Source organism: Salinicoccus sesuvii (assembly GCF_042648145.1).
GTDB classification, from domain to species: Bacteria; Bacillota; Bacilli; order Staphylococcales; family Salinicoccaceae; genus Salinicoccus; species Salinicoccus sesuvii.
Window position 1 is genome coordinate 39,658 of sequence record NZ_JBHRWV010000008.1, and the last position, 24,426, is coordinate 64,083.

Genomic DNA, 24,426 nt, shown 5'->3' on the forward strand with positions numbered 1-24,426 from the left:
TAGGAGGTGATTATCTAATCATCGCTCAATTGGAAATAAAAAACGCAAGGATTGCCCCACCAGAGGCACCTCGCGTTACATATAGTACGGGAAATCTATACCGTTTACTACGACCGTCGGGACGTTTCCCTGTCTTCCTGTTGCATTCTTTCCATTACCTGTTGCTCAAAATCTCTCATCTTCTCCTCTTGGCGATCGGAGTGCCTCTTGACGATACGATAGGCAATATAGGCGAGCACGATTGCAAGCCCGACAACAAGAAGGGCGGGTATATATTCAGTTTTATCATCAGGAAAATATAGAAACTCCATCATAGTCGATCACTCACCTTTACTGCCTACAGTATATCAAAAACCCGTTCCGCGTAAATTACCCATTAATGACCATTTTGTGATCATTTGATATCAAAAAAAGGACTCCCAGAGTCCTTTTTAATATTTCTATTCAACTACATTAATTGTTTCGATGACAACATCCTGCATCGGACGATCCTGAGGTCCTTTTTTAACATCGGCAATTTTTTCAACGACGTCCATGCCTTCGATTACGTGTCCAAATACAGTATGGCGCTGGTCAAGCCATGGTGTGCCACCATGCTTTTCGTACGCTTCAATTATCTCACTCGGATAGCCTGCGCCTTCGAGTTGGCCGAGCATCTGAGCCGGAACTGCCTTGGCTTGGACAATGAAGAACTGGCTACCATTGGTACCAGGTCCCGCGTTCGCCATGGACAATGCACCATAAAGATTGAAAGCCTCCGTTGAAAACTCATCTTCAAAGCTTCCACCGTATATACTTTCTCCGCCCATGCCTGTGCCGGTCGGGTCACCGCCTTGAATCATGAAATCTTGGATAACGCGGTGGAATATCTGGCCATCATAATAGCCATTTTTAGCATGTGTTGTGAAATTTTCGACAGTCTTTGGTGCGATATCTTTGAAAAGCTTCACTGTTACATCACCGTGATTTGTCTTGAGGACAGCTTGCACTTCATTGCTGCCAACTTCAGATGATAGCTGTGGGTAAGTCATATTAGTGCCTCCTGGTTTCATTTATTGCAGATCCTGCGATGAAAATATGAAAATTCTATGACAGATCACTGCTTTTTTCCTATTTATACTATACCTTCATTTTTACTTTTTTAAAACCCTAATACATTTATTTAACCTTGTTATTACTGTATAATCATTCTATATGATGTTAAAAAAGGAGGATATATTTTGACGCTAATACATCTGGCGATTATACTGCCGATACTTGCTGCCATAGTGGTACGCATCATCTATAAGTATTATAGACGTCTTCATCTGGGCTGGTTCGTATTACCAGTTCCCCTAATTATATTTATATACTTGCTGACCTTCATCCCTCGGGTGAGTAGCAACGAGGTTGTATATGAAACAATGCATTTCATGCCGAGAATTGGGATGAACTTTGATGTCTACATAGACGGTCTTGGGCTTCTGTTTGCGCTATTGATTTCCGGTATCGGCGCACTGGTTGTTCTCTATTCCATCGGCTACCTGTCGAGGGAAGAGCACCTCGGCAATTTCTATGTCTACCTCCTTATTTTCATGACTGCCATGCTTGGGGTCGTACTAAACGACAATGTCATCATGCTCTATCTCTTCTGGGAACTGACTTCAATCTCCAGTTTCCTGCTTATTGCCTTTTGGCATAAACGAGAGCGGTCCCTCTACGGTGCACAGAAGTCGATGCTCATTACTATGTTCGGCGGATTTATGATGCTCGGTGGTTTCTTGCTTTTGCAGAATATTACTGGCACAGCAAGTATCAGAGGAATGCTCGACTCTGTCGCTCTCATTCAGGAAAGCTCATTAGCACCGCTTGTAGTTATACTCATCCTGCTCGGTGCGTTTACAAAATCGGCACAGTTTCCATTTTATATCTGGCTACCGGATGCAATGGAAGCACCGACCCCTGTCAGTGCATATCTGCACTCGGCTACAATGGTTAAAGCAGGAATCTACCTGGTTGCGCGCATGACACCACTCTTTGCATTTTCGGAGATGTGGGTGTGGATTATCCTGCTTGGTGGTCTAATCACAATGACCTGGGCTTCGATTAATGCTGTCGTCAAAGACGACTTGAAAGCTGTACTGGCATTCTCTACTGTCTCGCAGCTCGGGTTAATCATGTCTCTACTTGGTCTTGGGGCGCTCAGTGTACTGACCGGTGCAAATGAAGCTCACTTCTCAGTTGCGGTTGTTGCAGCAGTTTTCCATCTGATCAATCACGCAACATTCAAAGGTGCACTATTTATGCTGACTGGTATTGTAGACCACGAAGCAGGTACAAGGAGTCTTAAGAAGCTTGGCGGACTGCTTACAGTCATGCCGATATCATTTACCCTGACAGTGATTACTGCGTTGTCTATGGCAGGACTACCACCGTTTAATGGTTTCCTATCTAAGGAGCTTTTCCTTGAAGCTATGATCGATGTGCCTGAAGCAGGATTCAGTTCGCTGGCAAACGTAGGCTTTATCTTCCCGCTACTGGCAATTATCGGAAGCATCTTTACATTCGTGTATTCGATTCTTCTAATATATGGTGTCTTCTTCGGTAAGCGTACTTACGACACACCTAAGGAGCCTCATGAAGCCCCGGCGCTTATGCTGATTTCACCCATTTTCTTATCTGCTCTAGTACTACTCTTTGGCTTCTTTCCAAACATTCTTTCAGGAAGAATCATTGATCCGGCTGCCATGAGTATCATGGCCTCCGACACGCCGCTTGGCACTAACCTCTACATGTGGCATGGATTTGATAACCCTGCATTATGGGCAACTATTGCTGTTGTCATAATCGGTTCTCTGCTATTTTACTTCAAGAACAAGTGGATCTTTATTTATGACTATCATAAAGAACGTTTTACCCTGAATTATCTTTATGATCAAGGGTTGATCTATAGCCGTCTTGGTTCACAGAAACTGACGGATGGGTACATGACAGGTTTCCTTCGTTCCTACATGGCTTACATCTTCTTGTTCTTCATTATCATTGGTGCAGTGACATTCATAAACACTGGGTTCCAAATGGACTTTAGCGACCTTGCACCAGTTGGGATACAGGAGATTATTGTTGCGATCATCATACTTGCATCACTGGCTGTAATACTTGTTACAAAATCCCGTCTTGTTGCCATCATCATGCTTGGTGCAATTGGCTTTGCTATGTCACTATTCTTCGTATTCTTCAGATCTGCGGACCTTGCATTGACACAGCTTGCAATTGAAACAGTGACGGCCGCACTTTTCTTGGTCTGCTTCTATCACCTGCCGAAACGGAGCCGTCACGAGGAACGTATGCGTTTTAAAATGACGAACTTCCTAATCGCCTTAGGTGTCGGTGTCATGTCAATACTACTTGGGCTTTCTGCTTACTCGAATCGTCTTTTTGATTCGATCAGCCAGTTCCATATTGATAATGTCTACGAGCTTGCTGCCGGCGGTAATATGGTCAACGTCATACTTGTCGACTTCCGTGGTTTCGATACATTGTTCGAAACGCTTGTCTTTGGTATCGCAGGTATCGGAATATATGCTTTGATGAAATTAAGACTGAACAGAAAGGATGAGAAGGATGAAACACAAGCTAAAAAAGGCTGACTCGCATAAGGGCCAAAAGCAGATGAATGATGTGTTTCTGCAATTCGTTTCCAAAGTGGTCTTTTTCATCGTCATAATGTTCTCGTTCAACCTGTTCTTTGCAGGCCATTATACACCGGGAGGCGGTTTCGTTGGGGGGCTGCTTGCAGCTTCTGCTCTAATCCTACTTCTGATTGCATATGATAAAAAGACAATGCAAAAAATGTTGCCAATAGACTTCAGAATGATCCTTGCTGTCGGTCTACTGTTTGCAGCTGGTGTTCCAACGCTCTCGTTCTTGTTTGGAACACCATTCTTTACGCATCAGTTCACCTATATCGAAGTACCAGTTTTCGGTGAGATTGCACTGCACTCCGCTGTTTTGTTCGACATTGGTGTATTTTTGACTGTTGCTGCAACATCCCTTTTCATCATCGTACTTGTCGGGGAGGCTGAAAACTAATGGAAATCATTACAATTATATTAGCCGGCATCCTGATTGGTTCTGCTGTTTATCTGATTCTATCCAAAAGCGTTATCAGAATCATCATAGGTACTGCGGTTTTGAGTCACGGAGTCCACCTAATGTTCCTAACCATGGGAAAGCTAAAGCGTGGTAATATTCCGGTTCTAGATGACGATGTTTCCAACTATGCTGACCCACTGCCTCAGGCACTAATTCTTACAGCAATTGTCATCGCATTTGCACTGACCGCCTATACACTTGTATTGGCACTTAGAAGTTACCGGGAACTCGGTACAGATAATGTTGAAGAAATGAAAGGAGTTCCACATGACGACTAATATTCTACCTCTTTTGCCGATCATGATTCCTTTTTTCTCAGGTATTATCATGTTATTCATCGGAAAACGCCCGGTCGCACATAGAGTCATCGCAGCAATCAGTGGGTTGCTTCTCATACTTTCGTCACTATGGCTGATTATCGAGGTCTACCAAAATGGCACGATGGTGACTTTCCTCGGGAACTGGGCATCGCCTTTTGGTATTAGCTTGGTCATGGATATGGCTGCAGTACTTCTGATTACGACAACAGCCATCATCACATTCCTGACCGTCATCTATTCGTTCCAGACAATCGGTATCGAAAGGGAGAAGTTTTACTATTATGTGATGATTATGTTCATGATCACCGGCATCAACGGTGCATTCTCAACTGGTGATATATTCAACATGTTCGTATTCTTTGAAGTTTTCCTGCTTGCCTCATACGTCCTGATTACTTTGGGCGGTACAAAAATACAGCTTCAAGAAGGATTTAAGTATATTGTTGTAAACATCATCGCCTCCAACTTTTTCGTACTTGGCCTTGCCTATCTGTATTCAGTGACAGGATCCTTGAACATGGCTGATATCAGTAATAAGCTCTCCGGATTTGATGGAAGTTTCAGCATCATGAGTTTGATTGCGATTGTCTTCCTATTTGTGTTTGCGACGAAGGCGGGATTATTCCCACTTTACTTCTGGCTTCCAGGATCCTACTACGCTCCGCCGATGCCTATTCTCATCTTCTTCGGGGCATTGCTTACAAAGGTTGGCGTATATGCCATCGCAAGGACTTATAGTCTGTTTTTCATGGACAATACAGCTTTCACACACCAGTTGCTGCTGTTTTTAGCACTTATCACCATCGTGATGGGATGTATCGGTGCGTTAAGCTTCTCTGATATGAAAAAGATCATCATCTACAATATCATCATCGCCGTCGGAATCATTCTTGTCGGAGTTGCTATGATGGATGAATCAGGTATGCTCGGTGCTTTATACTACCTAATACATGACATGATTATAAAAGCAGCACTCTTCATGCTCGTCGGTTTCCTAATCTACCGGACAGGACAAACAAATGCAGATAAGCTTGGTGGTCTGATAAAACAGCATCCTTTTGTCGGGGTGATGTTCTTCGTAGCTGCACTGGCACTTGCAGGCGTTCCCCCTCTCTCTGGTTTTTACGGAAAACTGTTCATCGTACAGTCAGCATTCGAAAATGGTCAGCACATCGCCGGTATCGTTGTTTTGGCCTCTAGCCTAGTTGTCCTTTATTCCGTCATGAATCTTTTTATAAAAGTATTCTGGGGAGAAGAGATGGATTTTACAACTTTAAGACCTGTTAAAAGTGACAAGATACTGTTTGCTTCCATCGCAATGGTAATCGTATCGATTGCTTTCGGCTTGGCGGCTGACGCATTGTATCCATTGTTCGAAATGGCTGCACAATCTTTTTATGACCCATCCTCTTATTCAGAATATATAACGGAGGTGGAATAGATGGCCTTACAAATACTCATCAACCTCGCCCTTGCGTTCCTGTGGATGTTTATGGCTTCGAACTTTTCTGTAGCATCATTCTTTGCCGGATATATACTCGGTTTTCTGGCAATCTACATGCTTAGGAACTTTCTACCAGAATCGATCTACACTAAGAGATTGTACGCTATCATTCGTCTTTGTTTCCTGTTCATATGGGAAATGACGAAAGCGAACATCGATGTGATAAAAATTGTACTTAGTCCAAAAATGGATATACGTCCTGGATTTTTCGCGTACCCATGTGAACTTGAAGATGAGTGGTCAGTCAGTTTACTCTCCGCTCTGATCACGCTTACCCCAGGTACTGTCGTCGTGGCAATATCAGACGACCATTCCACCCTGTATATTCATGCTTTGAACATGAAGGATAAGCAAGAAGAGATAGATTCAATCAAGAATGGTTTTGAAAATGCAATCAGCGAGGTGAAACAAGGATGAATACATTTCTTGAGGTTGTTATCATATTCAGCATCATCGTCCTTGCCCTATCTATGCTGGGTATGGTCTACCGCATGATCAAAGGACCTTCACTTCACGATAAAGTTGTTGCGCTAGATGCATTCGGAATTCTCCTTATGGCTATGATTGCCTTAGTAGCCATGCAGCTGCACACTACCTACTTGCTGGTTGTCATTCTGTTAATTGGAATACTTGCATTCATCGCTACCATCGCATTTGCGAAATTCTTGGAGAGAGGTGTGATCATCGATAATGATAGAGATTATAATGACTAGTATCATTGCTTTTTTCATACTTGCTGGTGCTTTTTTGGCAGCAGTCAGTGCAATCGGAGTCATCCGTCTGCCCGATGTCTACTCAAGGCTCCATGCATCGTCGAAAAGCTCAACGCTTGGTGTAATGATGATGATGCTCGGCACTTTCCTCTACTTCTGGTACATTGATGGATACGTCGACAGCAAACTGTTTCTGGCAATCCTCTTCATTTTCATTACGGCACCCGTATCAGCCCATATGATTTCGCGTAGTGCAATTCACTCGAACGTCAATCCTTATAAAATGACGATTATGAATGAACTTGCAAGAGATGAAGAAGGTGCAACCGATTTGCCTAATGAACTGGAAACACACGAACACGACTAAAATAAAAAACGATGGATTCCCTTTTTTGGAATCCATCGTTTTTTTATCTCTTCTTTTTCACTGCCATCGTACATCGGGAGAGACAGACAAGATTTGCTTCCTCATCTGTAATTTCTATCTCCCATATTTGCGTACTTTTGCCCTGATGACGGCATTTCGCTGTAGCAGTAAGCTTACCCGATTGCTTGGTCTTGATGTGATTTGCATTGATTTCCATACCAAAAGTGATTTCGTCCTCTTCGATAATTGCTGCTGCCCCCATACTTGCTGCAGATTCAGCAAGTACAACGTTGGCACCGCCATGTAAGTAACCAAATGGCTGCAACACTTTCTCGGTCACTGGCATCTCCATAATCATGAGACCAGGGCTATCTTCAACTGTAACGATATCTAGAAGTTCAATTAGACCGGTCCTATCCATGAAAATGACCTGCTTCAAACATTTTTACGATAGTGTGAATCATCACACCGGTAGATCCTTTAGGACCTTGAGGTGTCGCTTTAGTAGTGGTTCCTGTACCGGCGATGTCAAAATGGATCCATGGGGTACCATTTGCAAACTGCTTAATGAAGCAGGCAGCAAAGGAGGCACGCCCTGGTTTCTCTACATGGTTGGTTAGATCAGCAACTGGTGACTGGCGAACACTTTTTTCCTCTATATCGGAGATTGGCAACTGCCAAACGGCCTCTCCGGTTTGCTCCGACATTTCAATTAACGGCTTTAGGAAGTCAGCATCTTTATTCGTGAAGACACCTGTACGTTCATCACCCAGTGCCGCAACTACAGCCCCTGTCAATGTAGCGAAATCCATAATTAAGCTTGGTGAGTACTGTGATGCATGGAATACGGCATCTCCAAGTACGAGACGTCCTTCTGCGTCAGTGTTCTTTACTTCCACTGACTGACCACTATAAGATATATAAACGTCATCTGGCCTCATGGCGTTGCCGTCAATCATATTCTCCGCCAATGCAACAACACCAATAACATGTACAGGTAGCGACATGCTGGATATTGCGTTCAGCATACCGACAACATTCGCCGCACCACTCATGTCATACTTCATCTCAGGCATCCCTGTCTTTGATTTAATGGAGTATCCACCCGTATCGTAAGTGATACCTTTTCCGACGAGTGCCACGGGCTTGTGGCCTTTTGCGTCCGGATGACAGTATTCGATGGTTACAAGGCGCGGCTTGGCATGTGATGCTTTCCCTACTGCTGTAATCAAACCATAGCCTTCTGACTCAAGTGTATTTTCATCTTTGACCATCCCCGTGACATGGGGGTGAGACTCGAAGATTTCTGCAATCTTACCTGCCATGACTTCTGGTGTCATAAGATTTGGTGGTGTTTCACTGAAGTTCCTAGCCATATTAATACCTTCACCGAGCTTTCCATAGCGGGAGACAGTTTCTTTAACATCTATGCTACTTGTTACAGAAAAGGTAGCCGTTTCACTGAACAAAGGTGGTTGATCCATTTTATAGGAATAGAATTCATACACGCTGATGTTTGCCATGAGTCCGAGTAGCTCAGCCGCACTATGCACTTCAACAGGGAATGTGTCTAGTAAGATTTGGCCTTTGATAGTATCCGTATCTTTAAGGAACTGGAACATACTGCCGAATGCTTCCGACAGTCTAATCCGGTCGAGCAGCGAGACATCCCCAAGACCGACGGCGATAACTTTATGATAGTCACGCTGGATAACTACGCCGGTCGTAGTCACGGCTCCGAATTCTGTCGATAGTACGTTTTCTTTAATAATCGCCTGCAGTTGACCATTGAGTAGTGTATCAACCTCTTCGTAGTTACTCATTTGCGTAGGCTCGTGCGGTAGTCCAATTATAATTGGTTCTTCTGTTGCGACGTATTTATCGCGGAATTGAAATTGCATCATTGTTCCTCCTAGAACATCTGGTATCCGGCTTTACGCAAGTAGCGAATTGTCATACCTGCAAGTATTGTTCCTACCAGCCCACTCCCGAGCATAAGAATATCTGCAATATGCAGACTGACAAGTCTTTCTCCTAAAATACTGAAAGCCTCAGATGTATTTGTGAAATATTCTGCTGTTGATATGCCATCGACGATGAACAGGACTATAAAAGGATAGACGCCCACCATCAGCCATGTCATCTTCAATATCATATTCAAAATGAAACTGATTCCATAGAATAGGACAAAGAAAAGCAACATGGATATTGCAAGTTGTATTATTGACATTTTCTATTACCCTCCACATAAAAAAGGCATGGGCATTAAATCAATACCCATGCCTGTGTTATCGGTTGTATCAGAGCATTTTGCCTTTTGAAACAGCAAGCATCGGTCCACCGATTTTGAATACTGCTCTGGAATCGATGACGCGTTTCATAAGCGCAGCCTTGCGGCCTTTAATCTGACGCCCCATTACGAGACCAATTCCATCTTTAGAGCCGAGCGAACAAACTGTACCACGGTCATTGTAGGAGAACGGTTCAAGCTTATCGCCTTTTAATGACAATTGGATATTTTTCGCTGTATGCTCAGCAAGTTGCATTGCGATTTGAGCAGTGGTCGGCCATGGGCGGGATTCTTCACCATTCATCACTGCTGCCACATCACCGATTGCGTAAATATTATCGTAACCTTCGACCCGTAGATCTGCATTTACCATAATACGCCCGCGCTTGACGCCTTCGAATGATTCGTCCATCAACCTATTACCGCGCACGCCTGCTGTCCACACGATGCTGCTCGCTTCAAGCTGTTGCTTCTCACCCTCTACCTCGACAACGAAGCCGTTCTCATTGGCAGCCACGATTGGCGTACCCACCATGAACTTAACACCCCGGTCTTTCAAGTACTGCATAGCATATTCCACAAGATTTTCTGGGAACATCGGTAACATTTTCGGCGCTGCTTCGACACAAGTAAGATTTACTTTATTGTAGTCGATGCCATGACGTTCACACAGCTCGGGAATACTTTCTACAAGTTCACCAAGGAATTCGATACCCGTAAAGCCAGCACCACCAACAAGGATGGAAATATCCTTATCTTCATTGGACTGCTTATACTTGGCAAAATTGCGCTCGATCTCTTGGCGTGCTGCAAGTGCAGTCTGCGGGTTGACGAGTGAGTGCGCGTGCTCCGCCATACCTTCGATGCCGAACGTTTCACTTTCAAATCCAAGTGCTACGACGAGAATATCGTAGTCGAACGTCCCTTGAGTCGTTTCAACCTGCTGTGACTCTTTATCGATCGCAGTCACTTCGGCAGGCACAAAGACAACTTTCTGAGTATCAATGACTTTATTGATTGGATAGACGCCCTCTTCCCAATCAATCGTCCCAGCAGCCGTTTCGTGCAACCACGTTGCTTCGTAGTGATATTCGTCTTTATTGATGAGTGTAATGTCGGCATCCTGATGAGATAGCATCTTTTGAAGTTTGGTCACAGTCTGCAGACCAGCGTATCCTGCACCAAGTACAAGAATTTTCTTTCTCTCAAAGCTCATTATTAGTTCACCTTTTCTCTCCGATATTTAAATTTCACATAAATTTAGACATAATGAAATCGCTAATATTATTCTTCTATAATATTAGCGATTTTCTTCACATATATCAAGCGGTTTGCTAAATTATCAGCAATCCGGCTGAGGTGTCCCAGCGTTCGCAGCCGTTCTGAATGACGAGCCGCAGCCGCAGGATAATGTGGCGTTCGGATTTTCTATTGTGAAGCCGCCACCCATCAGCGACTGTTTATAATCTATGACAGTACCATCGATGACAGGAATGTCGTACTTGTCCAATAGTACTTTGACACCATGGAATTCATATACTTCGTCGTTTTCGGACTGCTCCATTTCGGCACCCATACCGTAAGTTAGACCTGTACAACCGCCACCTTGGACTTTGAATCTGAGGTAGCCATCCGCCATGTCGTTGCTCTCTAGCATATCACGTACTTCATAGGCTGCACTTTCCGTTAAAGTTATATGAGACATTTTATCACCTCTTATTACCTTTTATTAAACTAATTATAAAGCAAACATTGGACTAGTTCAAATCATCCATCCAATCTGAAACTTCGTTCTGATTTCTCTCTATTCTTTTATAGATTTTTTCAAGAAGCTTATCTGGTGTCATCGCGCTGACAATTTCACCATCTACGAGTACAAAGAATGCCTTGCTGCATAGGCCGCAATTGTTAAGGCATCCGTAATCCAAAACATCGATTTCCGGATTCTCGTCGAGCTCACGATACACTGCTTCTGTTCCTTTAAGCATGTTCGATGAACAGAACTCCACAAGGGTAAACATTGGATTCCCTCTTTCTCAGTATTATTACAGGCTTCGATTGTAGTTTATACTGTTAAATATTATAATGAAAGTAATAGACTTTCTAAAACAAGGCGGTACTGACTATGAAAAATATTGTGTGTCTCGGAGGCGGATATGGCAACATGCGTTTCATTCAACGCATACTGCCTAAATTGCCACCAGACTCTACTATCACACTGGTTGACAAAAACCCATTTCACGGGTTGAAAACAGAATATTACGCGCTTGCTGCTGGAACAAAAAGTGAAAAGAAAGTTCGGGTGGACTTCCCGGATGACGATAAGGTCAACATTATTTACGATACGATCAAAAGTATTAAACTCGAAGAAAATGAAGTGATTCTTGAAAACAGCACAATTGGTTACGACACACTCATCATCGGGCTCGGCTGTGAAGATAAATATCATGGTGTACCGGGTGCCAGTGAGTACACATATAGTATCCAAACCCTAAGACAATCTCGCACCACTTATGAGAAAATTGGTTCGCTAACTCCGGGAGCCAAAGTAGGCATCATCGGTGCCGGGCTCAGTGGTATTGAAGTGGCTAGTGAGCTCCGTGAGGCGCGCAGTGACCTTACCATCAAACTATTTGACCGTGGAGATCGCATATTGCCCATGTACCCTGCACGTCTCAGTGCTTATGTGAAAAGATGGTTTGATGAAAACGATGTTGCTGTCGTCCCGAACGCCAATATTGTCAAAGTGGAAACAGATAAGGTTTACAATAACAATGAATCCCACGACCTCGATATGATCATATGGACAGCAGGTGTACAGCCTGCAGAAGCAGTACGAGAGTTGCCAGTAGAATTCGGTGCTGGTGGGCGCGTTGTCCTTAATCAATACCATCAGATTCCAAATTTCGAAAACGCTTACGTTGTTGGGGATTCTGCTGCATTGGAGCATGCTCCTTCAGCGCAAGTCGCAGAAGGTCAGGCAGAACAGATTGCCGAAGTCATTGATCTTCTTATAAAGGACAAAACACTTCCGACTGAGATGCCTGAAATAAAGATGCAGGGAATTCTCGGTTCCCTCGGATCCAAAGAAGGATTCGCCTACTTGAAAGAACGTACCGTAACGGGTCGTATTGCGCGGATGCTAAAAAGTGGTGTATTGTGGATGTACAAGCTCGGTAACTAAAGAACAGCCCCCGCATAGCGGGGGCTGTTGATGTATATGATTTAAAATACCTGCTCGACTTCCACAAAACCCGGAACTTCCTCAAGCAGTGCACGTTCAATACCAGCTTTAAGTGTAATCGTGGAGCTTGGGCAAGTTCCACACGCACCAAGAAGGCGCAGTTTAACAATGCCATCTTCTACATCCACAAGTTCACAATCTCCGCCGTCTCTAAGTAGGAACGGGCGCAATTTATCAAGCACTTCATCGACTTGTTCGAACATCGTATCTTGGCTAGTAGTCATGAAATTCACTCCTTATTCTTTCTTACGCAAATGATTATATATCTATTATAATGGATATGATAAGAAAAATCCATCATCTGAAAGGCGGATGTTATTCTATGAAATATGTGATCAACGTATATGGACGCGACGTCGTTTGTGCCAGCTGTGTCAATGCACCGGGATCGAAAGATACTTATGAATGGCTTGAAGCGGTTCTAGCACGCAAATATCCGACAGAGGATTTAAATTTCAATTATATCGATATCGATCGCACCGACAATCTCTCTGATTTCGATGAAAGTATCATCGAACGCATCAACGAAGACGAATTGTTCTATCCGCTTGTGACAATAAATGATGAGATTGCTCAAGACGGTCACGTCCAGCTAAAGCCCATCCAAAGAATGATTGAGAAGCAAGCATGAGCCCCGCCACTGGAATATATCCAGTGGCTTTTTATATTCTAGTTGCTAGCAAGATTCAGCCCACGTGCATGCAGCGTTCGTGCGAATAGACTGGTGAGTACAGCAACTACGATATCCTTCAAGATGAAGGGCAGGACTGCCACCTTAAATGCTTCAGCTGCATCCATCGGTGTACCGAGCACGATGTTCATAATGAAGATGAAATATAGAAAGCCGAGTAGGAAAACCGATATCAGTGCCAGTAGTGTAAAACCAATGCTACCTAATAGTTGTGTTCCATAAGCAGTACCAAGACCCGCGAAGAAAGCTGCCGGTATAAGTCCAACGATAAAGCCAAACGTCGGGGAGAAGACTGTCGCAATACCTCCCCCACCAGCAAAGACAGGCAGACCGACGAGTCCCATCAGCAAATATACGATGGTACTCAGTGCCCCAAGTCTTGGTCCAAGAAGTAGACCTGCAAGAAGTGCCATTGGTACTTGGAAGGTGACGGGCACCGGTCCAATGGGAAGTCGGATCTGAGCACCGACCGCAATGAGTGCAGCAAATAAAGCAACATAGACTAGATGTTTTGTTGACATGTAGTTCCCTCTTTTCGTGATTTGACTACTATCATACCACCAGCCACCTTATTTGTTAACCTATTTTTTATAAAGGTTTACAAATAATTTATAATTAGATCCCCTTTAGAGGGGATCCACTCTACTTCACAGGTGTAATAGGCTGTCCACCGTTCAGTACTTCCATTATATTATTAACGCACAGGTTCATCATGTTGTTTCTCGTATCTACTGAGGCACTACCGATATGCGGAAGCAGGGTCATATTATCTATATTGACAAATGGGTGATCCTTGTCGATCGGCTCATTCTCAAATACATCCAGAGCAGCACCTTTGATCTGGCCCTGTTTCACCGCTTCAGCTAAATCCGCTTCAACAACATGGGCACCGCGCCCGATATTTATGAAGAATGCCGTGTCTTTCATTCGCTCGAATGCTGCTTTGTCAAAGCGATACTTCGTCTCATCTGTCAGAGGTGCTGCACATAATACAAAGTCGGATGCAGACAGCAGGTCCTCGAACGATACAAATTCTGCTCCAAGGGAGTCTCCGAGTTCTGACTGACTACGATTATGATAAAGCACTTTCGTGCGAAAGCCACTAAGTCTTCTCGCAAATGCTGCACCGATTGAGCCCATACCAAAAATACCGACTGTTTTTCCGAATATATCAGTACCAGCCATATGATACGGACTCCAACCAGACCATTCCCCTGCCATCAGTTGGCGGTTCGCCTCGAGTACCCGGCGTGCTGATGTAAGCATGAGAGTAAACGCGAGCTCTGCGGTGGTCTCTGTCAAAACATCCGGTGTATTTGTAATGATGACGTTATGGTTTCTTGCCGCCTCGATATCGATATTATCGTAGCCCACTGCAAGATTGGCGACCACTTTGAGGTGCTTCGCATTCGCAAGCATCTCTTCGTCAATCTTGTCGCTAAGCATGGTGAGTACGCCATGAGCATCTGATGTTTCCTCAAGGAAACGTTCACGCGGCATTGGCTGCTCGGCTTCATCCCATACAAAGACTTCAAAGTCCTTTTCAAGCTTTTCAACCATCGACGGATTGATCCTTCTCGTAATTACAATCTTCTTCATTTACTCAACACTCCATTCACTCAATTGATCTATCATATGTTCAGGCTGTCTTTCTTGCGTCTTTACCTGTTCCCGAGAAGTAACACCAGTATTGACATGTAGCGTCGCCACTCCGTTATCAAGACCAGTCCGAATGTCAGTATCATAGTTGTCACCGACTAGAATTACTTTATCTTTAGACAGACCCAGTGCTTTGACAGCTGCCTCAAGAATAATACCTTTAGGTTTGCCGATGACAATCGGTTCCACATCCGTTGTGCTTGCAAGGACAGAGACGAGTGAACCATTTCCCGGGAGGAACCCTTCATCACTTGGAAACTTTCTATCCGGGTTGGTCGATATAAATTTTGCCCCTGCAGAAATCAGGCGCGCCCCATGTGCCAATTTTTCATACGTAAGTGCAGTATCAAGACCCATGACGACAAAGTCAGGGTTCTCATCTGTTAAAACACATCCTGCAGCCTCCAAAGTGGAAGACAAGCCACTTGTACCGATGACATGAACGGAGGCCCCAGGAAACTCTGCCTTCAGATAGGCAGCTGTCGTCATGGCAGATGTATAGAGTGTTCTTGGGTGGATATCAAATCCCATATCAATTAGTTTTTGCGCTGCCTCGGTCTGTGTTTTCGTCGCGTTATTTGTCAGAAATACATAAGGGATGGCTGCTTTATTCAATCTGTCTATAAAATCAATTGCGCCTTCAATCACCGTGCCACCGTTGTACATCGTACCATCCAGATCAATCAGATACCCTTCATACTTCATGTTGACCTCCTCGAAAAGCTGTAATTGCCTGACCTTCATTTTGGAAGAAATTGAAGACATTCTCTTTGTAGTCCCGGTAAGCTGATAGATGTGCAATGAAGTCATCCTTCATCTCTTCGTGGCTGAGATTTGTATAGTTGCGTGTGAGCTCGCTACGCCACTTAAACGTTGCCTGGAAATGGTGGTTGTCTGACTCTTTTATTACCCCTTCATTGGCCATGATATCCATAACATCTTTATAGCTGCCTGGATCACGCAAAATGAATGCGTCTATAATCATGTTGCCTACGTCTACGACCGCCTCTATTAACATGTGACAAGCCCGTTCCAGAGCAAGTCCATGCCTTTTTTCAAACGCCTCTGTCAGTTGTTCTATATAATCGAGACGCTCTAGCAGTACGTCTTTATCTACAAAATACATTATCGACACTCCTATCACCGTTCTTTTGTAACTCACTCAATAATATGATAGCATAATTCCTGTATACTTGAACTGGAGGAGAACGCCGTGATCGACTTCTTTCTTTATGATGAATCGGAAGATACAAATACACGCTACGTCAGTTTCGTTGGAGAGCACTCCCGATACGATTTGGCGATTATACAGACTGACCGCTACTTCGGTAAGAGTCTCGTATTGAATACCCAGAGTAACAGATTTGGTATCATCGGAAGCGATGACCTTGAAGAAGAGGGCTATATCGCCCATATACTCGGACTAAACGACGAAGAGGCTGCTGAGGTGGAGTCTTTCCTCTCTGAAATCATCGTTTAAATGAATATAAAAATCGAGCCTGCGTTTCCCCTTCAGGAAACGCAGGCTTTCTACTGTTTATTACTATGCTGGCGGGCAGCGAGTGTTCTCGCGTTTGTTTGAGTCTCAGGAACTTCGTTCACTGTTTCAGCTTCCTTAGTCTCCACCGCGTCTTCATCGCCATCCTCTTCGCGCTCTTTCATTTCCGTCTTAGGGACTTTGCGCAGAACAAAGTATGCACACCCGAAATTACAGTATTCGTATAGATAGTCCTGGATAGCACTATACTTCTTATCCCGTTCTACCTTTTTTTATTATCTCTGTAGAAACCGGTCAATCGCAGCTTTTCGTAGCCGATATCGCCAACAATATAGTCGTATTTGTTAAGGACTTCACTGTACTTGCTTTCAAACTGCGTTTCATCAAAAGCATCTCGGTAATTTTCGACCAGTTCGAAATTCATATGGTCCACCGTAATCATAGTTCTACTCACCTTTCAATAATTCGTCGCCTATAGCCTGTCTTGCTTTGGCTGCTTCATTCACCTGCTCATCGGCATGATAGCTTGAACGCACCATCGGCCCCGCCTGACAGTGCTTGAAGCCTTTTTCCATCGCCACTTTTCTAAGTTTACCAAATTCAAGTGGTGTATAGTACTTCTGGACTTTGAGGTGTTTTCTTGAAGGTTGCAGGTATTGGCCGATTGTCATGATATCTACATCATGTGCTCTCAAGTCGTCCATTGTCTGGTGAATTTCCTCCACCGTTTCACCTAGGCCGACCATAAGGCTTGATTTCGTCGGTATTTCAGGATACATCTCTTTGGCACGCTGCAGAAATTCGAGAGTTCTGCGGTATTTTGCTTTAGCACGCACCCTCGGTGTCAGGCGCTCGACAGTTTCGATATTATGGTTCATGATATCAGGTTTGGCATCCATTAATGTCTTTAAGTTGTTATACTCACCGCCCATATCGGAGGGTAATACCTCAATTGTGGTAAATGGATTCTTCTCGCGCACTTTTCTTACAGTTTCTGCATAGACAGCAGATCCTCCATCTTTCAGGTCGTCTCTTGCCACTGCAGTAATGACGACATGCTTTAAATTCATCAGCTGTACAGATTCCGCTACACGGTTCGGTTCATCCCAGTCGAGCTCATTCGGAAGACCAGTTTTCACAGCACAGAATCTACAGGCGCGTGTACATACTGCGCCAAGAATCATGAAAGTCGCTGTCCGACGCTCTCCCCAGCACTCATGTATATTAGGACACTTTGCTTCCTCACATACAGTATGCAGATTCTTCTCACGCATCATCTTCTTCAGACCAGTGTAGTTCTTGTTGGTGTTCAATTTGATTTTCAGCCAGTCGGGTTTTCTTAGTATTTCTTCGTTTTTCGTGACCATAACGCAACGCCCCCCTATATCTATGTCATAATCATATTATCATAATTATACTATTGTAGTAGGAAAAATTTAAATTGTTTAAATTATCGAATATACAAAAAACCACCACTGTAGAGTGGTGGTTTTATCAAACTAGGATTGTGCTTTCTTTCTGTTGATCGGCGTATAAATGACCTTCGCTACAACGAAGACAAGTATGATTAATACCAGAAGTACACCGAGTGATAACAGGAGACTCGATGTCAGTCCAAGAACCAAATAGCCGATCAGTGCGATTATCGCAGACCCGACTGCATAAGGGAGCTGTGTCATAACGTGCACAATATGATTACACCCTGCACCAGTTGAGGACAGAATTGTGGAATCGGATATCGGCGAACAGTGATCACCGAATACCGCACCAGCGAGCACAGCAGCGATACTTGGTAGCAGTAGATCTGTTTCTCCAAGTGAAATCATGATTTCACCAGTGATTGGAATCAATATACCGAAAGATCCCCAACTCGTCCCTGTGGCCAAAGCCATTATACAAGCTACAGCAAAGACGACAGCAAGCAGTACACCGACCGGTAAGTTGGAACGTTCGACTATATCGCCGAGAAGTTCCCCCGTACCAAGCTGACCGATCAGATCACCGATCATCCACGCCAGTGTCAATACAAGGATGGCTGGGAACATCGCCTTGAAACCAGTCTTAACACCGAGCCAAATTTCACTCTTGCCGAAGTCTTTATCATGACGAGTGTCCTTGAAGAAATAGAACAAGCTCAGCGCTAGTCCGACAACACCCCCGATGACGAGCGAATGTGTAACTAGCGTATTCTCGAAAATACTGAAAATATTCATGGACTCACCGGTGATTGCCCCTGTTACAAACATTGAAATGACGACAGTGATTGCAAGTCCAAGTATTGGAATGATCAGTGCTTTCGCTGAGCCGTCCGGATGTACTGGGAGTGCTTCATCGGTCTCTCCCGGAGCTTCCCGTGGGTTTTCAACAAGTTGCCCTTCATTGAGGGCCAACGTTTCATGTTTGCGCATCGGTCCGATATCAAATCGGGTGACGATGACAATGAACATCATAGCAATCGCGGTCAGTACATAGAAATTCATTGGAATCATATAGACGAAAGCTTGAAACGGCGTGATTGCAACGAGACCAGCTGCTGCAAGCAATGGCGCCACAAGACCCATGATACCAGCACCCCAGCTGGATATCGGGGCAATGACGGAGACCGGCGAAGCGGTCGTATCAATCAGATAAGCCAGTTTGGCCCTGGAAACGTTGTATTTGTCAGTCAGTGGCTTAGCCACTTGGCCGACAATCAGTGCACTAAAATAGTCGTCGATAAAGACAATGATACCAAGCAGGGCTGTTGTTAGATTTGCCCCCCTGCGTGACTTTACTTTTGTCAGTGCCCATCCGGTAAATGCTCTGGCACCGCCCGACATATTAATGAAGGCTGTCATAATGCCAAGCAAACTTAAAAAGATAAGGATGAAGGCGTTCCATGTATTGATGGCACCATCATCAACAAAAATCATAGCGAAGCTACCCCAAATTATCTGAAGGGTTTCTAAAATTGCGGCCCCTGCAACGACAAATGCTGAAGTAACAATACCGACACCTAGACTGATGCCTACTTTACGTGTCAGTATCACCAAAAGCAGGGTAAGCAGTGGTGGAATGAGGGAGTTGTACTCCCAGTTGAGTATGCTTTCCATATATTTGTAACCTCCTAAAACTTATTTGAACCACAAAAAAGACATCACAGCAGCATTACAGAATCAGCCACCGTGACGTCTCTCACTAGTTTGTAGCGCATCATCGCAATGACAGTGCCAAGCCTATTCGACCTGACCCCAGAAAAACACCCCGCCGGGTGCATTCTTCGGCAACTGCTCCTTTCCACGATTTCAAAGCATGCCTGCTCCCTCGTGTACTCATGGCCGTTGCGACCTCTACCTTTTATTCTTCAATTGTTACAGCATATTATAGCACATATTGTGTGTTTTTCAACTACAATTCGGAACCGTAAATCTTGACGATGTCTCTTAGGAATTCGGGCATTTTGTATATCTTCTTTGAATATCTAAATTGCGGGAATATCCTGCCGAATGTATACATGTCGAGTGTGCCGAGGGTATAATGCTTTCGGTCCTCAATCACTTCACCATTAACATAATATTCGCGTTCGGATTGGACGTAACCGATATTCTCGGCAACAAAGCAACCGAATATATCGCCCCTGAAACCGAGCCCTCTTATAATCTCGTCTTTGAACTCATGCTTTGAGGCCTGATTGAATACTTCTTTCAATTCACGCCCCGTCAGCTCAATCTGGACTGTATTGATGGCATGGGGAAGTACTTTGTGAAGATCATAGTCTGTCAGTGCCCCGCCCTCAAACGGTTTTACGATAAGGCCAGTATGGATTAGACTTACGTCGCTGTCTGTAAATAGACGGACCATACGAGCGAGTGAAGTAATAAAGTGACTCGTTGAATATAGCCTGCGTTCTATCGGTGCAGCGGAATCTTTGATTACGGTCGACAACATGTCGCGTCCAATTTCGTAATAGTGATCGTCACTGCTTGTAAGCAGATCGGTATCATAAAGTCGGGCACGTTTGCCGATAAGTTTCTTTCCTTCAAACTGGAGGGTCACCTCACCGACATAATCACCATACCGTCCGGCTGCCCCAAGCAGTGTATCGCCGATCCATTCTCCTTCTTCAAAATAGTGATGAGTATGGGAACTTAATATGACATCTATCTCGGGAAACATCATTGCGAGCGATTCGTCGTCATATCTGCCAAGATGACTCATCATGACGATGCAGTCTACTTCTGTATTAATTTCACGTATCGCTTTTAAAACCCAATCGAAGCTTTCTGACACTTCCCAGCCAAGTGCCTTATAGAACGGTGTAAACTCTACAGTTGCTGCGATAAAACCGAATTTGATGCCATTGACTTCCTTGATAACGTAGGGTTTGAAGTATGGAGATTCACTGCCTACTTCACGCAGGTTGGCACAGATGATATCAAAATCTGCGTTATCGTAAAGAGATTTGAGATCGTCCTTTTGCAGTGTAATCCCTTCATTATTACCGATGGTTGCCACGTCGCATCCCGCTTCGTTGAGTATGTCGATATTCCCTTTGCCGAGTGTCGCTTCAGTGTAGGGATGCGATCGATCGACGTGATCACCGAGGTCGACATATACCATTTCGTCTTTAAGTTGTCTTTTTTTATTGTTTAGAAAGTCTTTTATCTTCAAATAGTTGTACAGATGACTGTGGATGTCATTTGTATGAAAAAGCTTCACTTCCATCGAATCACCTCTATATGATGGTCTGTAAAATCATGTATACGCCAAGCAGCAACAGCACCGTACGCAGCACTACCACCATCGTATCGGAATTAAAGCGCCGATTGATGGAGACACCGATCTTGGCGCCAAGGAAGGCTGCTGGAACGAGGAACAGTACGTACCAGAAGTCTACATTACCCTGGAGCACATGACCAGTAGCAGCAGCCGTCCCAGAGAAGAAAACCATCATCATGCTCGTACCGATGGCGATGGATGCCGGCATACGGAACACAAGCAACATGAGCGGTGTCATAAGCGCCCCCCCACCAATACCGAAAAGACCAGTAAAGAAGCCAACGATGAATGTCGAGATGATGGCGATGTACGCTGGGAATCCATAGTGGTGGACTTCCCCCATATTGTCAACATGCGGCTCCATGTAGCGTTCGTTCTGGAAAATTGAGATCGGTTTGATTCTATCTCTTACAAGAAGGAGAGTACTCAGGCCAATCAGAAATATACCGAAGTAGAGGTTGAAGCTGTCGATGGTGAAGAACTGGCTGGCGTAAGAGCCAACAAAAGCGCCTGGCATGATGCCGATCAAAAACCGCAGGCCATTTTTCATATCGACTTGGTTGCTTCGTCCATAGGAGAGCATCGCAGACAACCCGATAACAATCAGCACAACACTTGACGTACCGACGGCACTCTGCGGAGTGATTTGTTCTAGTATTCCTATGTTGATACCAAAAAATATCAGCAGCGGCACAATGATGACACCGCCACCAATGCCGACCAGAGATCCAAGGGTAGACGCAAGAAGTCCGATCAGTACGAGGATGACGTATTCCATTTCTATTACTCCTTTAGAGAACCAGAGAATCCTGGCTTAATTATCCCTTGGAATTTTCCCTTTGTTTAATTGCCTAAAATAGTTTTAGCTGTTTGGGTGAAAGCCCATCATAACGAATCCCCATCAACGTCATGAAATCTTGAGCATTACCTGCGGCATGGCCACCTGAATTATTGTTGAAGACGATATAGACATCTTTGGTCTTATGCTTTAGAATTTCAACCTGTTTCTTGAGCCATTCCAGTTCTTCTTTGTTATAATCGTATAGATATCTGACGTTGCGCCATTCCTCACTCGTCCGATCCTTCTGCGTCCATCCATGTACATTACGACCATGGAGTCGGATGAAGGCCGTACGATTTGTCACACGGTTGACGAAAGGAATGCTGCCGATGCCGGCCTGCGGTTCATCACAGATGCTATGGATGACATCATTGCTGTCTAGAAATGATAATGTCTCCTCCCGGTACTGCTCTTGGAACCACGTTTGGTTTCTGAACTCGACAGCCACTTTATAAGGTTTGAGTTGCTCTATTGCGTATTTTACGTAGCGGATATTTTTATGGCTGCAGTCAAACCACGGTGGAAATTGAAGTAGAACAAACCCAAGTTTCCCTGCCTTATCCATCGGTCGCAACATATCTCTGTATGCGCTGAAGACATCTTTAATGGAGTCGTAGTGGTCACGGTAGTCACTGTGTCCAGTCATATACTGATGGGCTTTGACAACAAATTTAAATTTGTCCGGCGTTTCACTACACCATTTTTCGATTGTTGACGTTTGTTGGATGGCGTAATAAGTTGAATCCAATTCAACAATAGGGAAATAGCTGGCGTATGTATTCAGTTTGTCTTTTTTATTTGAGAGGTCTGTATAGAGATCATGATGGTCTCCCCAACCTGTCAATCCAATATAGATCATAGAAATCACCTTGCTTTATTGTAACACAACTTTTAAGGAGCACACTTCAATATGAGTATAATCGAATTTGAAAATGTTAGTCATCGGAATATCCTCCATAATATCAGTGGCCAATTCAATAAAGCCAGAATTACGACTTTTGTTGGTCCAAGCGGTGCAGGTAAGACGACGTGCTTGAAGCACATTAACGGTCTTTTATCACCGGATTCAGGAAACATATTCTTTGATGGCGAGAACATTCAGAACATGGATATGATTGAACTGAGAAAACGTGTCGGTATGGCTTTCCAAAGTGCGCCGATGATTGGTGGGACGGTATACGACAATTTGAATTTACCGAAAGCCATCTTTGATGAGAGACTGACGCCGGATCGTGCTGTAGAACTGCTTGGACACGTCGACCTCGGGGGTATTCCACTCGATCAGAACATCAAATCGCTCTCCGGTGGAGAAAAGAGTCGTGTGTCCCTCGCCCGGACACTCGTCAATCGTCCGGAAGTGCTGCTGCTTGATGAAATCACATCAAGTCTTGACTACCGCATGGTCAAAGAAGTGGAACGACTCGTAGTCAGACTACAGCGTGAATTTAACGTCACAGTCATCTGGATTACCCACGATCTTGATCAGGCGCGCCGTGTCAGCGACGACATGTGGTTCCTTGCAGACGGTAGGCTCGTTGAATATGGGGATGCTACGTTCATCGATGATTCGAATAACCCGATCATCAGAAAATTTCTAGAGGGGGAAGCACTTTGACATATACACAACTCGCCTTATCGCTCATCTTCATAGCCATTCCCCTCGGACTCGCTCTCGTGCTCAAGCTCGGCCTTGAGAAAGATATCATCATTGCGACCATCCGATCAATCGTACAGCTACTAATCATCGGCTATATCCTTACATTCGTCTTTGAGAGCGACACCCCGCTCTTTATACTGCTTATGATCCTACTCATGATCGCCGCAGCAACACAGAACATTATCAAGAAAGGAGATGGCATCCCGGGTATCACCTGGATGATCGTCTTTACACTTGTTGTTGTAGAGGTTTCTACAATGGGTATTATGCTCGGATTCGGCATTATTCCGTTTGCACCAGAAGAAGTCATTCCTATCAGTGGAATGGTCATTGGGAACTGCATGGTCCTCTCGCTTCTTTTCTTAAATAAATTTAAAGATGAAGTCGACCGCAGTGATGAGACTATAGAACTGATATTGTCCATGGGCGGCCAGCCGAAAGTCGCCATCGACAAAAGTCTGAAATCCGCCATACAGACGAGTATGATACCGACAATTGAAGCACAGAAGACCATGGGGCTGGTTCAACTTCCGGGCATGATGAGTGGACTAATTATTGGAGGTGCCGATCCAATGGAAGCTGTAATGTATCAGCTTTTGATTCTATTCCTCATATTGACCACAGCAGCCATGTCCTCAGTTATGGTTGGGTATCTAGCTTATCCGAAACTCTTTAATCAAAAGATGCAGTTCATCGGTCTGCAGTATAGAAAATAGACACAACAGAGAGATAAATACTGTTATTTTTCCC

General features: G+C 44.3%; 31 protein-coding genes, 1 pseudogene and 1 riboswitch. Of the genes and pseudogenes, 12 read left to right on the top strand and 20 right to left on the bottom strand.

Annotated features, from left to right (window positions below; translation table 11 throughout):
- Positions 1 to 107: 107 nt before the first annotated feature.
- Both ACFOJ8_RS08970 and ACFOJ8_RS08975 read right to left on the bottom strand, forming a co-directional pair.
- A complete protein-coding gene (locus tag ACFOJ8_RS08970) occupies positions 108 to 314 on the bottom strand; it encodes a hypothetical protein (RefSeq protein ID WP_380656123.1) in 207 nt (68 codons plus the stop codon).
- A gap of 126 nt (positions 315 to 440) precedes the next feature.
- On the bottom strand, positions 441 to 1,031 hold the full coding sequence (locus tag ACFOJ8_RS08975) for a peptidylprolyl isomerase (protein ID WP_380656125.1): 591 nt from the start codon (positions 1,029 to 1,031) through the stop codon (positions 441 to 443).
- 189 nt (positions 1,032 to 1,220) lie between these two features.
- Here ACFOJ8_RS08975 and ACFOJ8_RS08980 point away from each other — a divergent pair, with 189 nt between their 5' ends.
- From ACFOJ8_RS08980 to mnhG, 7 genes are read left to right on the top strand one after another with little or no spacing between them, the layout of a single operon-like run.
- Positions 1,221 to 3,629 (top strand): Na+/H+ antiporter subunit A, encoded by a 2,409-nt coding sequence (locus tag ACFOJ8_RS08980; RefSeq protein WP_380656127.1) that lies wholly within the window; start codon positions 1,221 to 1,223, stop codon positions 3,627 to 3,629.
- Positions 3,604 to 4,071 (top strand): Na(+)/H(+) antiporter subunit B, encoded by a 468-nt coding sequence (locus ACFOJ8_RS08985; protein ID WP_380656130.1) that lies wholly within the window; start codon positions 3,604 to 3,606, stop codon positions 4,069 to 4,071. The genes ACFOJ8_RS08980 and ACFOJ8_RS08985 overlap by 26 nt, the downstream gene beginning before the upstream one ends.
- Positions 4,071 to 4,412: a Na(+)/H(+) antiporter subunit C gene (locus tag ACFOJ8_RS08990; protein ID WP_380656133.1), complete on the top strand. Its 342-nt coding sequence runs from the start codon at positions 4,071 to 4,073 to the stop codon at positions 4,410 to 4,412. The genes ACFOJ8_RS08985 and ACFOJ8_RS08990 overlap by 1 nt, the downstream gene beginning before the upstream one ends.
- Positions 4,402 to 5,895 carry a Na+/H+ antiporter subunit D gene (locus ACFOJ8_RS08995; RefSeq protein ID WP_380656136.1) on the top strand — a complete coding sequence of 498 codons (1,494 nt, stop codon included), beginning with the start codon at positions 4,402 to 4,404 and terminating at the stop codon, positions 5,893 to 5,895. Before ACFOJ8_RS08990 ends, ACFOJ8_RS08995 begins: the two co-directional genes overlap by 11 nt.
- Positions 5,896 to 6,375: a Na+/H+ antiporter subunit E gene (locus tag ACFOJ8_RS09000; RefSeq protein ID WP_380656139.1), complete on the top strand. Its 480-nt coding sequence runs from the start codon at positions 5,896 to 5,898 to the stop codon at positions 6,373 to 6,375.
- On the top strand, positions 6,372 to 6,671 hold the full coding sequence (locus ACFOJ8_RS09005; protein ID WP_380656142.1) for a Na(+)/H(+) antiporter subunit F1: 300 nt from the start codon (positions 6,372 to 6,374) through the stop codon (positions 6,669 to 6,671). Before ACFOJ8_RS09000 ends, ACFOJ8_RS09005 begins: the two co-directional genes overlap by 4 nt.
- Complete coding sequence (gene mnhG, locus ACFOJ8_RS09010; protein WP_380656144.1) at positions 6,664 to 7,038, top strand: monovalent cation/H(+) antiporter subunit G; 375 nt, start codon at positions 6,664 to 6,666, stop codon at positions 7,036 to 7,038. The genes ACFOJ8_RS09005 and mnhG overlap by 8 nt, the downstream gene beginning before the upstream one ends.
- Before the next feature lie 43 nt (positions 7,039 to 7,081).
- Here mnhG and ACFOJ8_RS09015 read toward each other — a convergent pair whose 3' ends face one another.
- The 6 genes from ACFOJ8_RS09015 to ACFOJ8_RS09040 form a co-directional block, all read right to left on the bottom strand.
- Entirely contained in the window at positions 7,082 to 7,459 is a 378-nt protein-coding gene (locus ACFOJ8_RS09015; RefSeq protein ID WP_380656147.1) for a hotdog fold thioesterase, read from the bottom strand.
- Positions 7,452 to 8,939, bottom strand: a complete 1,488-nt coding sequence (locus ACFOJ8_RS09020; protein ID WP_380656150.1) for a leucyl aminopeptidase family protein — start codon at positions 8,937 to 8,939, stop codon at positions 7,452 to 7,454. Before ACFOJ8_RS09020 ends, ACFOJ8_RS09015 begins: the two co-directional genes overlap by 8 nt.
- Before the next feature lie 11 nt (positions 8,940 to 8,950).
- Positions 8,951 to 9,268, bottom strand: coding sequence for a YuiB family protein (locus ACFOJ8_RS09025; protein WP_380656153.1), 318 nt, complete (start codon positions 9,266 to 9,268; stop codon positions 8,951 to 8,953).
- Positions 9,269 to 9,338: 70 nt separating this feature from the next.
- A complete protein-coding gene (locus ACFOJ8_RS09030) occupies positions 9,339 to 10,544 on the bottom strand; it encodes an NAD(P)/FAD-dependent oxidoreductase (protein ID WP_380656156.1) in 1,206 nt (401 codons plus the stop codon).
- Positions 10,545 to 10,670: 126 nt separating this feature from the next.
- A complete protein-coding gene (locus ACFOJ8_RS09035) occupies positions 10,671 to 11,033 on the bottom strand; it encodes a HesB/IscA family protein (RefSeq protein WP_380656159.1) in 363 nt (120 codons plus the stop codon).
- A gap of 52 nt (positions 11,034 to 11,085) precedes the next feature.
- Positions 11,086 to 11,349 carry a DUF1450 domain-containing protein gene (locus tag ACFOJ8_RS09040; protein ID WP_380656161.1) on the bottom strand — a complete coding sequence of 88 codons (264 nt, stop codon included), beginning with the start codon at positions 11,347 to 11,349 and terminating at the stop codon, positions 11,086 to 11,088.
- A gap of 104 nt (positions 11,350 to 11,453) precedes the next feature.
- Here ACFOJ8_RS09040 and ACFOJ8_RS09045 point away from each other — a divergent pair, with 104 nt between their 5' ends.
- Entirely contained in the window at positions 11,454 to 12,512 is a 1,059-nt protein-coding gene (locus ACFOJ8_RS09045; RefSeq protein WP_380656165.1) for an NAD(P)/FAD-dependent oxidoreductase, read from the top strand.
- 41 nt (positions 12,513 to 12,553) lie between these two features.
- Here ACFOJ8_RS09045 and ACFOJ8_RS09050 read toward each other — a convergent pair whose 3' ends face one another.
- Positions 12,554 to 12,796 carry a NifU family protein gene (locus tag ACFOJ8_RS09050; RefSeq protein ID WP_145284074.1) on the bottom strand — a complete coding sequence of 81 codons (243 nt, stop codon included), beginning with the start codon at positions 12,794 to 12,796 and terminating at the stop codon, positions 12,554 to 12,556.
- Positions 12,797 to 12,894: 98 nt separating this feature from the next.
- Between ACFOJ8_RS09050 and ACFOJ8_RS09055 the strand changes: the two genes are divergently transcribed.
- The gene (locus tag ACFOJ8_RS09055; RefSeq protein WP_380656170.1) at positions 12,895 to 13,203 is read left to right on the top strand and encodes a YuzD family protein; all 309 of its coding nucleotides are present in this window, start codon (positions 12,895 to 12,897) and stop codon (positions 13,201 to 13,203) included.
- Positions 13,204 to 13,241: 38 nt separating this feature from the next.
- Here the strand turns inward: ACFOJ8_RS09055 and ACFOJ8_RS09060 are convergent, their stop codons facing one another.
- The 4 genes from ACFOJ8_RS09060 to ACFOJ8_RS09075 all read right to left on the bottom strand — a co-directional run bounded on the left by ACFOJ8_RS09060 (position 13,242) and on the right by ACFOJ8_RS09075 (position 16,048).
- Positions 13,242 to 13,784 carry a biotin transporter BioY gene (locus ACFOJ8_RS09060; RefSeq protein ID WP_380656177.1) on the bottom strand — a complete coding sequence of 181 codons (543 nt, stop codon included), beginning with the start codon at positions 13,782 to 13,784 and terminating at the stop codon, positions 13,242 to 13,244.
- Between the two features lie 121 nt (positions 13,785 to 13,905).
- On the bottom strand, positions 13,906 to 14,862 hold the full coding sequence (locus tag ACFOJ8_RS09065; protein WP_380656183.1) for a 2-hydroxyacid dehydrogenase: 957 nt from the start codon (positions 14,860 to 14,862) through the stop codon (positions 13,906 to 13,908).
- A complete protein-coding gene (locus ACFOJ8_RS09070; protein ID WP_380656188.1) occupies positions 14,863 to 15,627 on the bottom strand; it encodes a TIGR01457 family HAD-type hydrolase in 765 nt (254 codons plus the stop codon). It abuts the gene before it with no gap.
- Positions 15,617 to 16,048: a DUF86 domain-containing protein gene (locus tag ACFOJ8_RS09075; protein WP_380656193.1), complete on the bottom strand. Its 432-nt coding sequence runs from the start codon at positions 16,046 to 16,048 to the stop codon at positions 15,617 to 15,619. Before ACFOJ8_RS09075 ends, ACFOJ8_RS09070 begins: the two co-directional genes overlap by 11 nt.
- 87 nt (positions 16,049 to 16,135) lie before the next feature.
- On the opposite strand from ACFOJ8_RS09075, the gene ACFOJ8_RS09080 reads away from it, so the two are divergent.
- Positions 16,136 to 16,402 (top strand): DUF3055 domain-containing protein, encoded by a 267-nt coding sequence (locus ACFOJ8_RS09080; protein WP_380656196.1) that lies wholly within the window; start codon positions 16,136 to 16,138, stop codon positions 16,400 to 16,402.
- Between the two features lie 50 nt (positions 16,403 to 16,452).
- Here ACFOJ8_RS09080 and ACFOJ8_RS09085 read toward each other — a convergent pair whose 3' ends face one another.
- From ACFOJ8_RS09085 to ACFOJ8_RS09115, 7 genes and pseudogenes are all read right to left on the bottom strand, one after another.
- Positions 16,453 to 16,584 (bottom strand): hypothetical protein, encoded by a 132-nt coding sequence (locus tag ACFOJ8_RS09085; RefSeq protein WP_380659925.1) that lies wholly within the window; start codon positions 16,582 to 16,584, stop codon positions 16,453 to 16,455.
- Positions 16,585 to 16,601: 17 nt separating this feature from the next.
- Positions 16,602 to 16,862: pseudogene (locus ACFOJ8_RS09090) on the bottom strand (YutD family protein); the annotation flags it as partial.
- A gap of 4 nt (positions 16,863 to 16,866) precedes the next feature.
- Positions 16,867 to 17,787: a lipoyl synthase gene (lipA, locus tag ACFOJ8_RS09095; protein WP_380656201.1), complete on the bottom strand. Its 921-nt coding sequence runs from the start codon at positions 17,785 to 17,787 to the stop codon at positions 16,867 to 16,869.
- Between the two features lie 132 nt (positions 17,788 to 17,919).
- Positions 17,920 to 19,512 carry a Na+/H+ antiporter NhaC family protein gene (locus ACFOJ8_RS09100; RefSeq protein WP_380656203.1) on the bottom strand — a complete coding sequence of 531 codons (1,593 nt, stop codon included), beginning with the start codon at positions 19,510 to 19,512 and terminating at the stop codon, positions 17,920 to 17,922.
- An 85-nt stretch (positions 19,513 to 19,597) separates the two neighbouring features.
- Positions 19,598 to 19,760: riboswitch (Lysine riboswitch) on the bottom strand.
- 47 nt (positions 19,761 to 19,807) lie between these two features.
- On the bottom strand, positions 19,808 to 21,124 hold the full coding sequence (locus tag ACFOJ8_RS09105; protein WP_380656206.1) for a bifunctional metallophosphatase/5'-nucleotidase: 1,317 nt from the start codon (positions 21,122 to 21,124) through the stop codon (positions 19,808 to 19,810).
- A 10-nt stretch (positions 21,125 to 21,134) separates the two neighbouring features.
- Positions 21,135 to 21,956, bottom strand: a complete 822-nt coding sequence (locus tag ACFOJ8_RS09110; protein WP_380656209.1) for a sulfite exporter TauE/SafE family protein — start codon at positions 21,954 to 21,956, stop codon at positions 21,135 to 21,137.
- A gap of 73 nt (positions 21,957 to 22,029) precedes the next feature.
- Positions 22,030 to 22,878 (bottom strand): DUF72 domain-containing protein, encoded by an 849-nt coding sequence (locus ACFOJ8_RS09115; protein ID WP_380656212.1) that lies wholly within the window; start codon positions 22,876 to 22,878, stop codon positions 22,030 to 22,032.
- 51 nt (positions 22,879 to 22,929) lie between these two features.
- On the opposite strand from ACFOJ8_RS09115, the gene ACFOJ8_RS09120 reads away from it, so the two are divergent.
- Together ACFOJ8_RS09120 and ACFOJ8_RS09125 are read left to right on the top strand one after the other, a co-directional pair.
- Complete coding sequence (locus tag ACFOJ8_RS09120; protein WP_380656215.1) at positions 22,930 to 23,634, top strand: ABC transporter ATP-binding protein; 705 nt, start codon at positions 22,930 to 22,932, stop codon at positions 23,632 to 23,634.
- Entirely contained in the window at positions 23,631 to 24,392 is a 762-nt protein-coding gene (locus ACFOJ8_RS09125) for an ABC transporter permease (protein WP_380656219.1), read from the top strand. Before ACFOJ8_RS09120 ends, ACFOJ8_RS09125 begins: the two co-directional genes overlap by 4 nt.
- The last annotated feature ends 34 nt before the right edge of the window (positions 24,393 to 24,426 follow it).

Coding starts and splice junctions, on each gene's coding strand:
- ACFOJ8_RS09045 (WP_380656165.1), top strand. CDS start 11,454: ATGAAAAATATTGTGTGTCTCGGAGGCGGATATGGCAACATGCGTTTC.
- ACFOJ8_RS09015 (WP_380656147.1), bottom strand. CDS start 7,459: ATGGATAGGACCGGTCTAATTGAACTTCTAGATATCGTTACAGTTGAA.
- ACFOJ8_RS09020 (WP_380656150.1), bottom strand. CDS start 8,939: ATGCAATTTCAATTCCGCGATAAATACGTCGCAACAGAAGAACCAATT.
- mnhG (WP_380656144.1), top strand. CDS start 6,664: ATGACTAGTATCATTGCTTTTTTCATACTTGCTGGTGCTTTTTTGGCA.
- lipA (WP_380656201.1), bottom strand. CDS start 17,787: ATGGTCACGAAAAACGAAGAAATACTAAGAAAACCCGACTGGCTGAAA.
- ACFOJ8_RS09035 (WP_380656159.1), bottom strand. CDS start 11,033: ATGTCTCATATAACTTTAACGGAAAGTGCAGCCTATGAAGTACGTGAT.
- ACFOJ8_RS09050 (WP_145284074.1), bottom strand. CDS start 12,796: ATGACTACTAGCCAAGATACGATGTTCGAACAAGTCGATGAAGTGCTT.
- ACFOJ8_RS09070 (WP_380656188.1), bottom strand. CDS start 15,627: ATGAAGTATGAAGGGTATCTGATTGATCTGGATGGTACGATGTACAAC.
- ACFOJ8_RS09110 (WP_380656209.1), bottom strand. CDS start 21,956: ATGGAATACGTCATCCTCGTACTGATCGGACTTCTTGCGTCTACCCTT.
- ACFOJ8_RS09030 (WP_380656156.1), bottom strand. CDS start 10,544: ATGAGCTTTGAGAGAAAGAAAATTCTTGTACTTGGTGCAGGATACGCT.
- ACFOJ8_RS09115 (WP_380656212.1), bottom strand. CDS start 22,878: ATGATCTATATTGGATTGACAGGTTGGGGAGACCATCATGATCTCTAT.
- ACFOJ8_RS08970 (WP_380656123.1), bottom strand. CDS start 314: ATGATGGAGTTTCTATATTTTCCTGATGATAAAACTGAATATATACCC.
- ACFOJ8_RS09100 (WP_380656203.1), bottom strand. CDS start 19,512: ATGGAAAGCATACTCAACTGGGAGTACAACTCCCTCATTCCACCACTG.
- ACFOJ8_RS08990 (WP_380656133.1), top strand. CDS start 4,071: ATGGAAATCATTACAATTATATTAGCCGGCATCCTGATTGGTTCTGCT.
- ACFOJ8_RS09065 (WP_380656183.1), bottom strand. CDS start 14,862: ATGAAGAAGATTGTAATTACGAGAAGGATCAATCCGTCGATGGTTGAA.
- ACFOJ8_RS09040 (WP_380656161.1), bottom strand. CDS start 11,349: ATGTTTACCCTTGTGGAGTTCTGTTCATCGAACATGCTTAAAGGAACA.
- ACFOJ8_RS08985 (WP_380656130.1), top strand. CDS start 3,604: ATGAAACACAAGCTAAAAAAGGCTGACTCGCATAAGGGCCAAAAGCAG.
- ACFOJ8_RS09005 (WP_380656142.1), top strand. CDS start 6,372: ATGAATACATTTCTTGAGGTTGTTATCATATTCAGCATCATCGTCCTT.
- ACFOJ8_RS09120 (WP_380656215.1), top strand. CDS start 22,930: ATGAGTATAATCGAATTTGAAAATGTTAGTCATCGGAATATCCTCCAT.
- ACFOJ8_RS09085 (WP_380659925.1), bottom strand. CDS start 16,584: ATGAAAGAGCGCGAAGAGGATGGCGATGAAGACGCGGTGGAGACTAAG.
- ACFOJ8_RS09000 (WP_380656139.1), top strand. CDS start 5,896: ATGGCCTTACAAATACTCATCAACCTCGCCCTTGCGTTCCTGTGGATG.
- ACFOJ8_RS08975 (WP_380656125.1), bottom strand. CDS start 1,031: ATGACTTACCCACAGCTATCATCTGAAGTTGGCAGCAATGAAGTGCAA.
- ACFOJ8_RS09025 (WP_380656153.1), bottom strand. CDS start 9,268: ATGTCAATAATACAACTTGCAATATCCATGTTGCTTTTCTTTGTCCTA.
- ACFOJ8_RS09060 (WP_380656177.1), bottom strand. CDS start 13,784: ATGTCAACAAAACATCTAGTCTATGTTGCTTTATTTGCTGCACTCATT.
- ACFOJ8_RS09055 (WP_380656170.1), top strand. CDS start 12,895: ATGAAATATGTGATCAACGTATATGGACGCGACGTCGTTTGTGCCAGC.
- ACFOJ8_RS09075 (WP_380656193.1), bottom strand. CDS start 16,048: ATGTATTTTGTAGATAAAGACGTACTGCTAGAGCGTCTCGATTATATA.
- ACFOJ8_RS08995 (WP_380656136.1), top strand. CDS start 4,402: ATGACGACTAATATTCTACCTCTTTTGCCGATCATGATTCCTTTTTTC.
- ACFOJ8_RS09105 (WP_380656206.1), bottom strand. CDS start 21,124: ATGGAAGTGAAGCTTTTTCATACAAATGACATCCACAGTCATCTGTAC.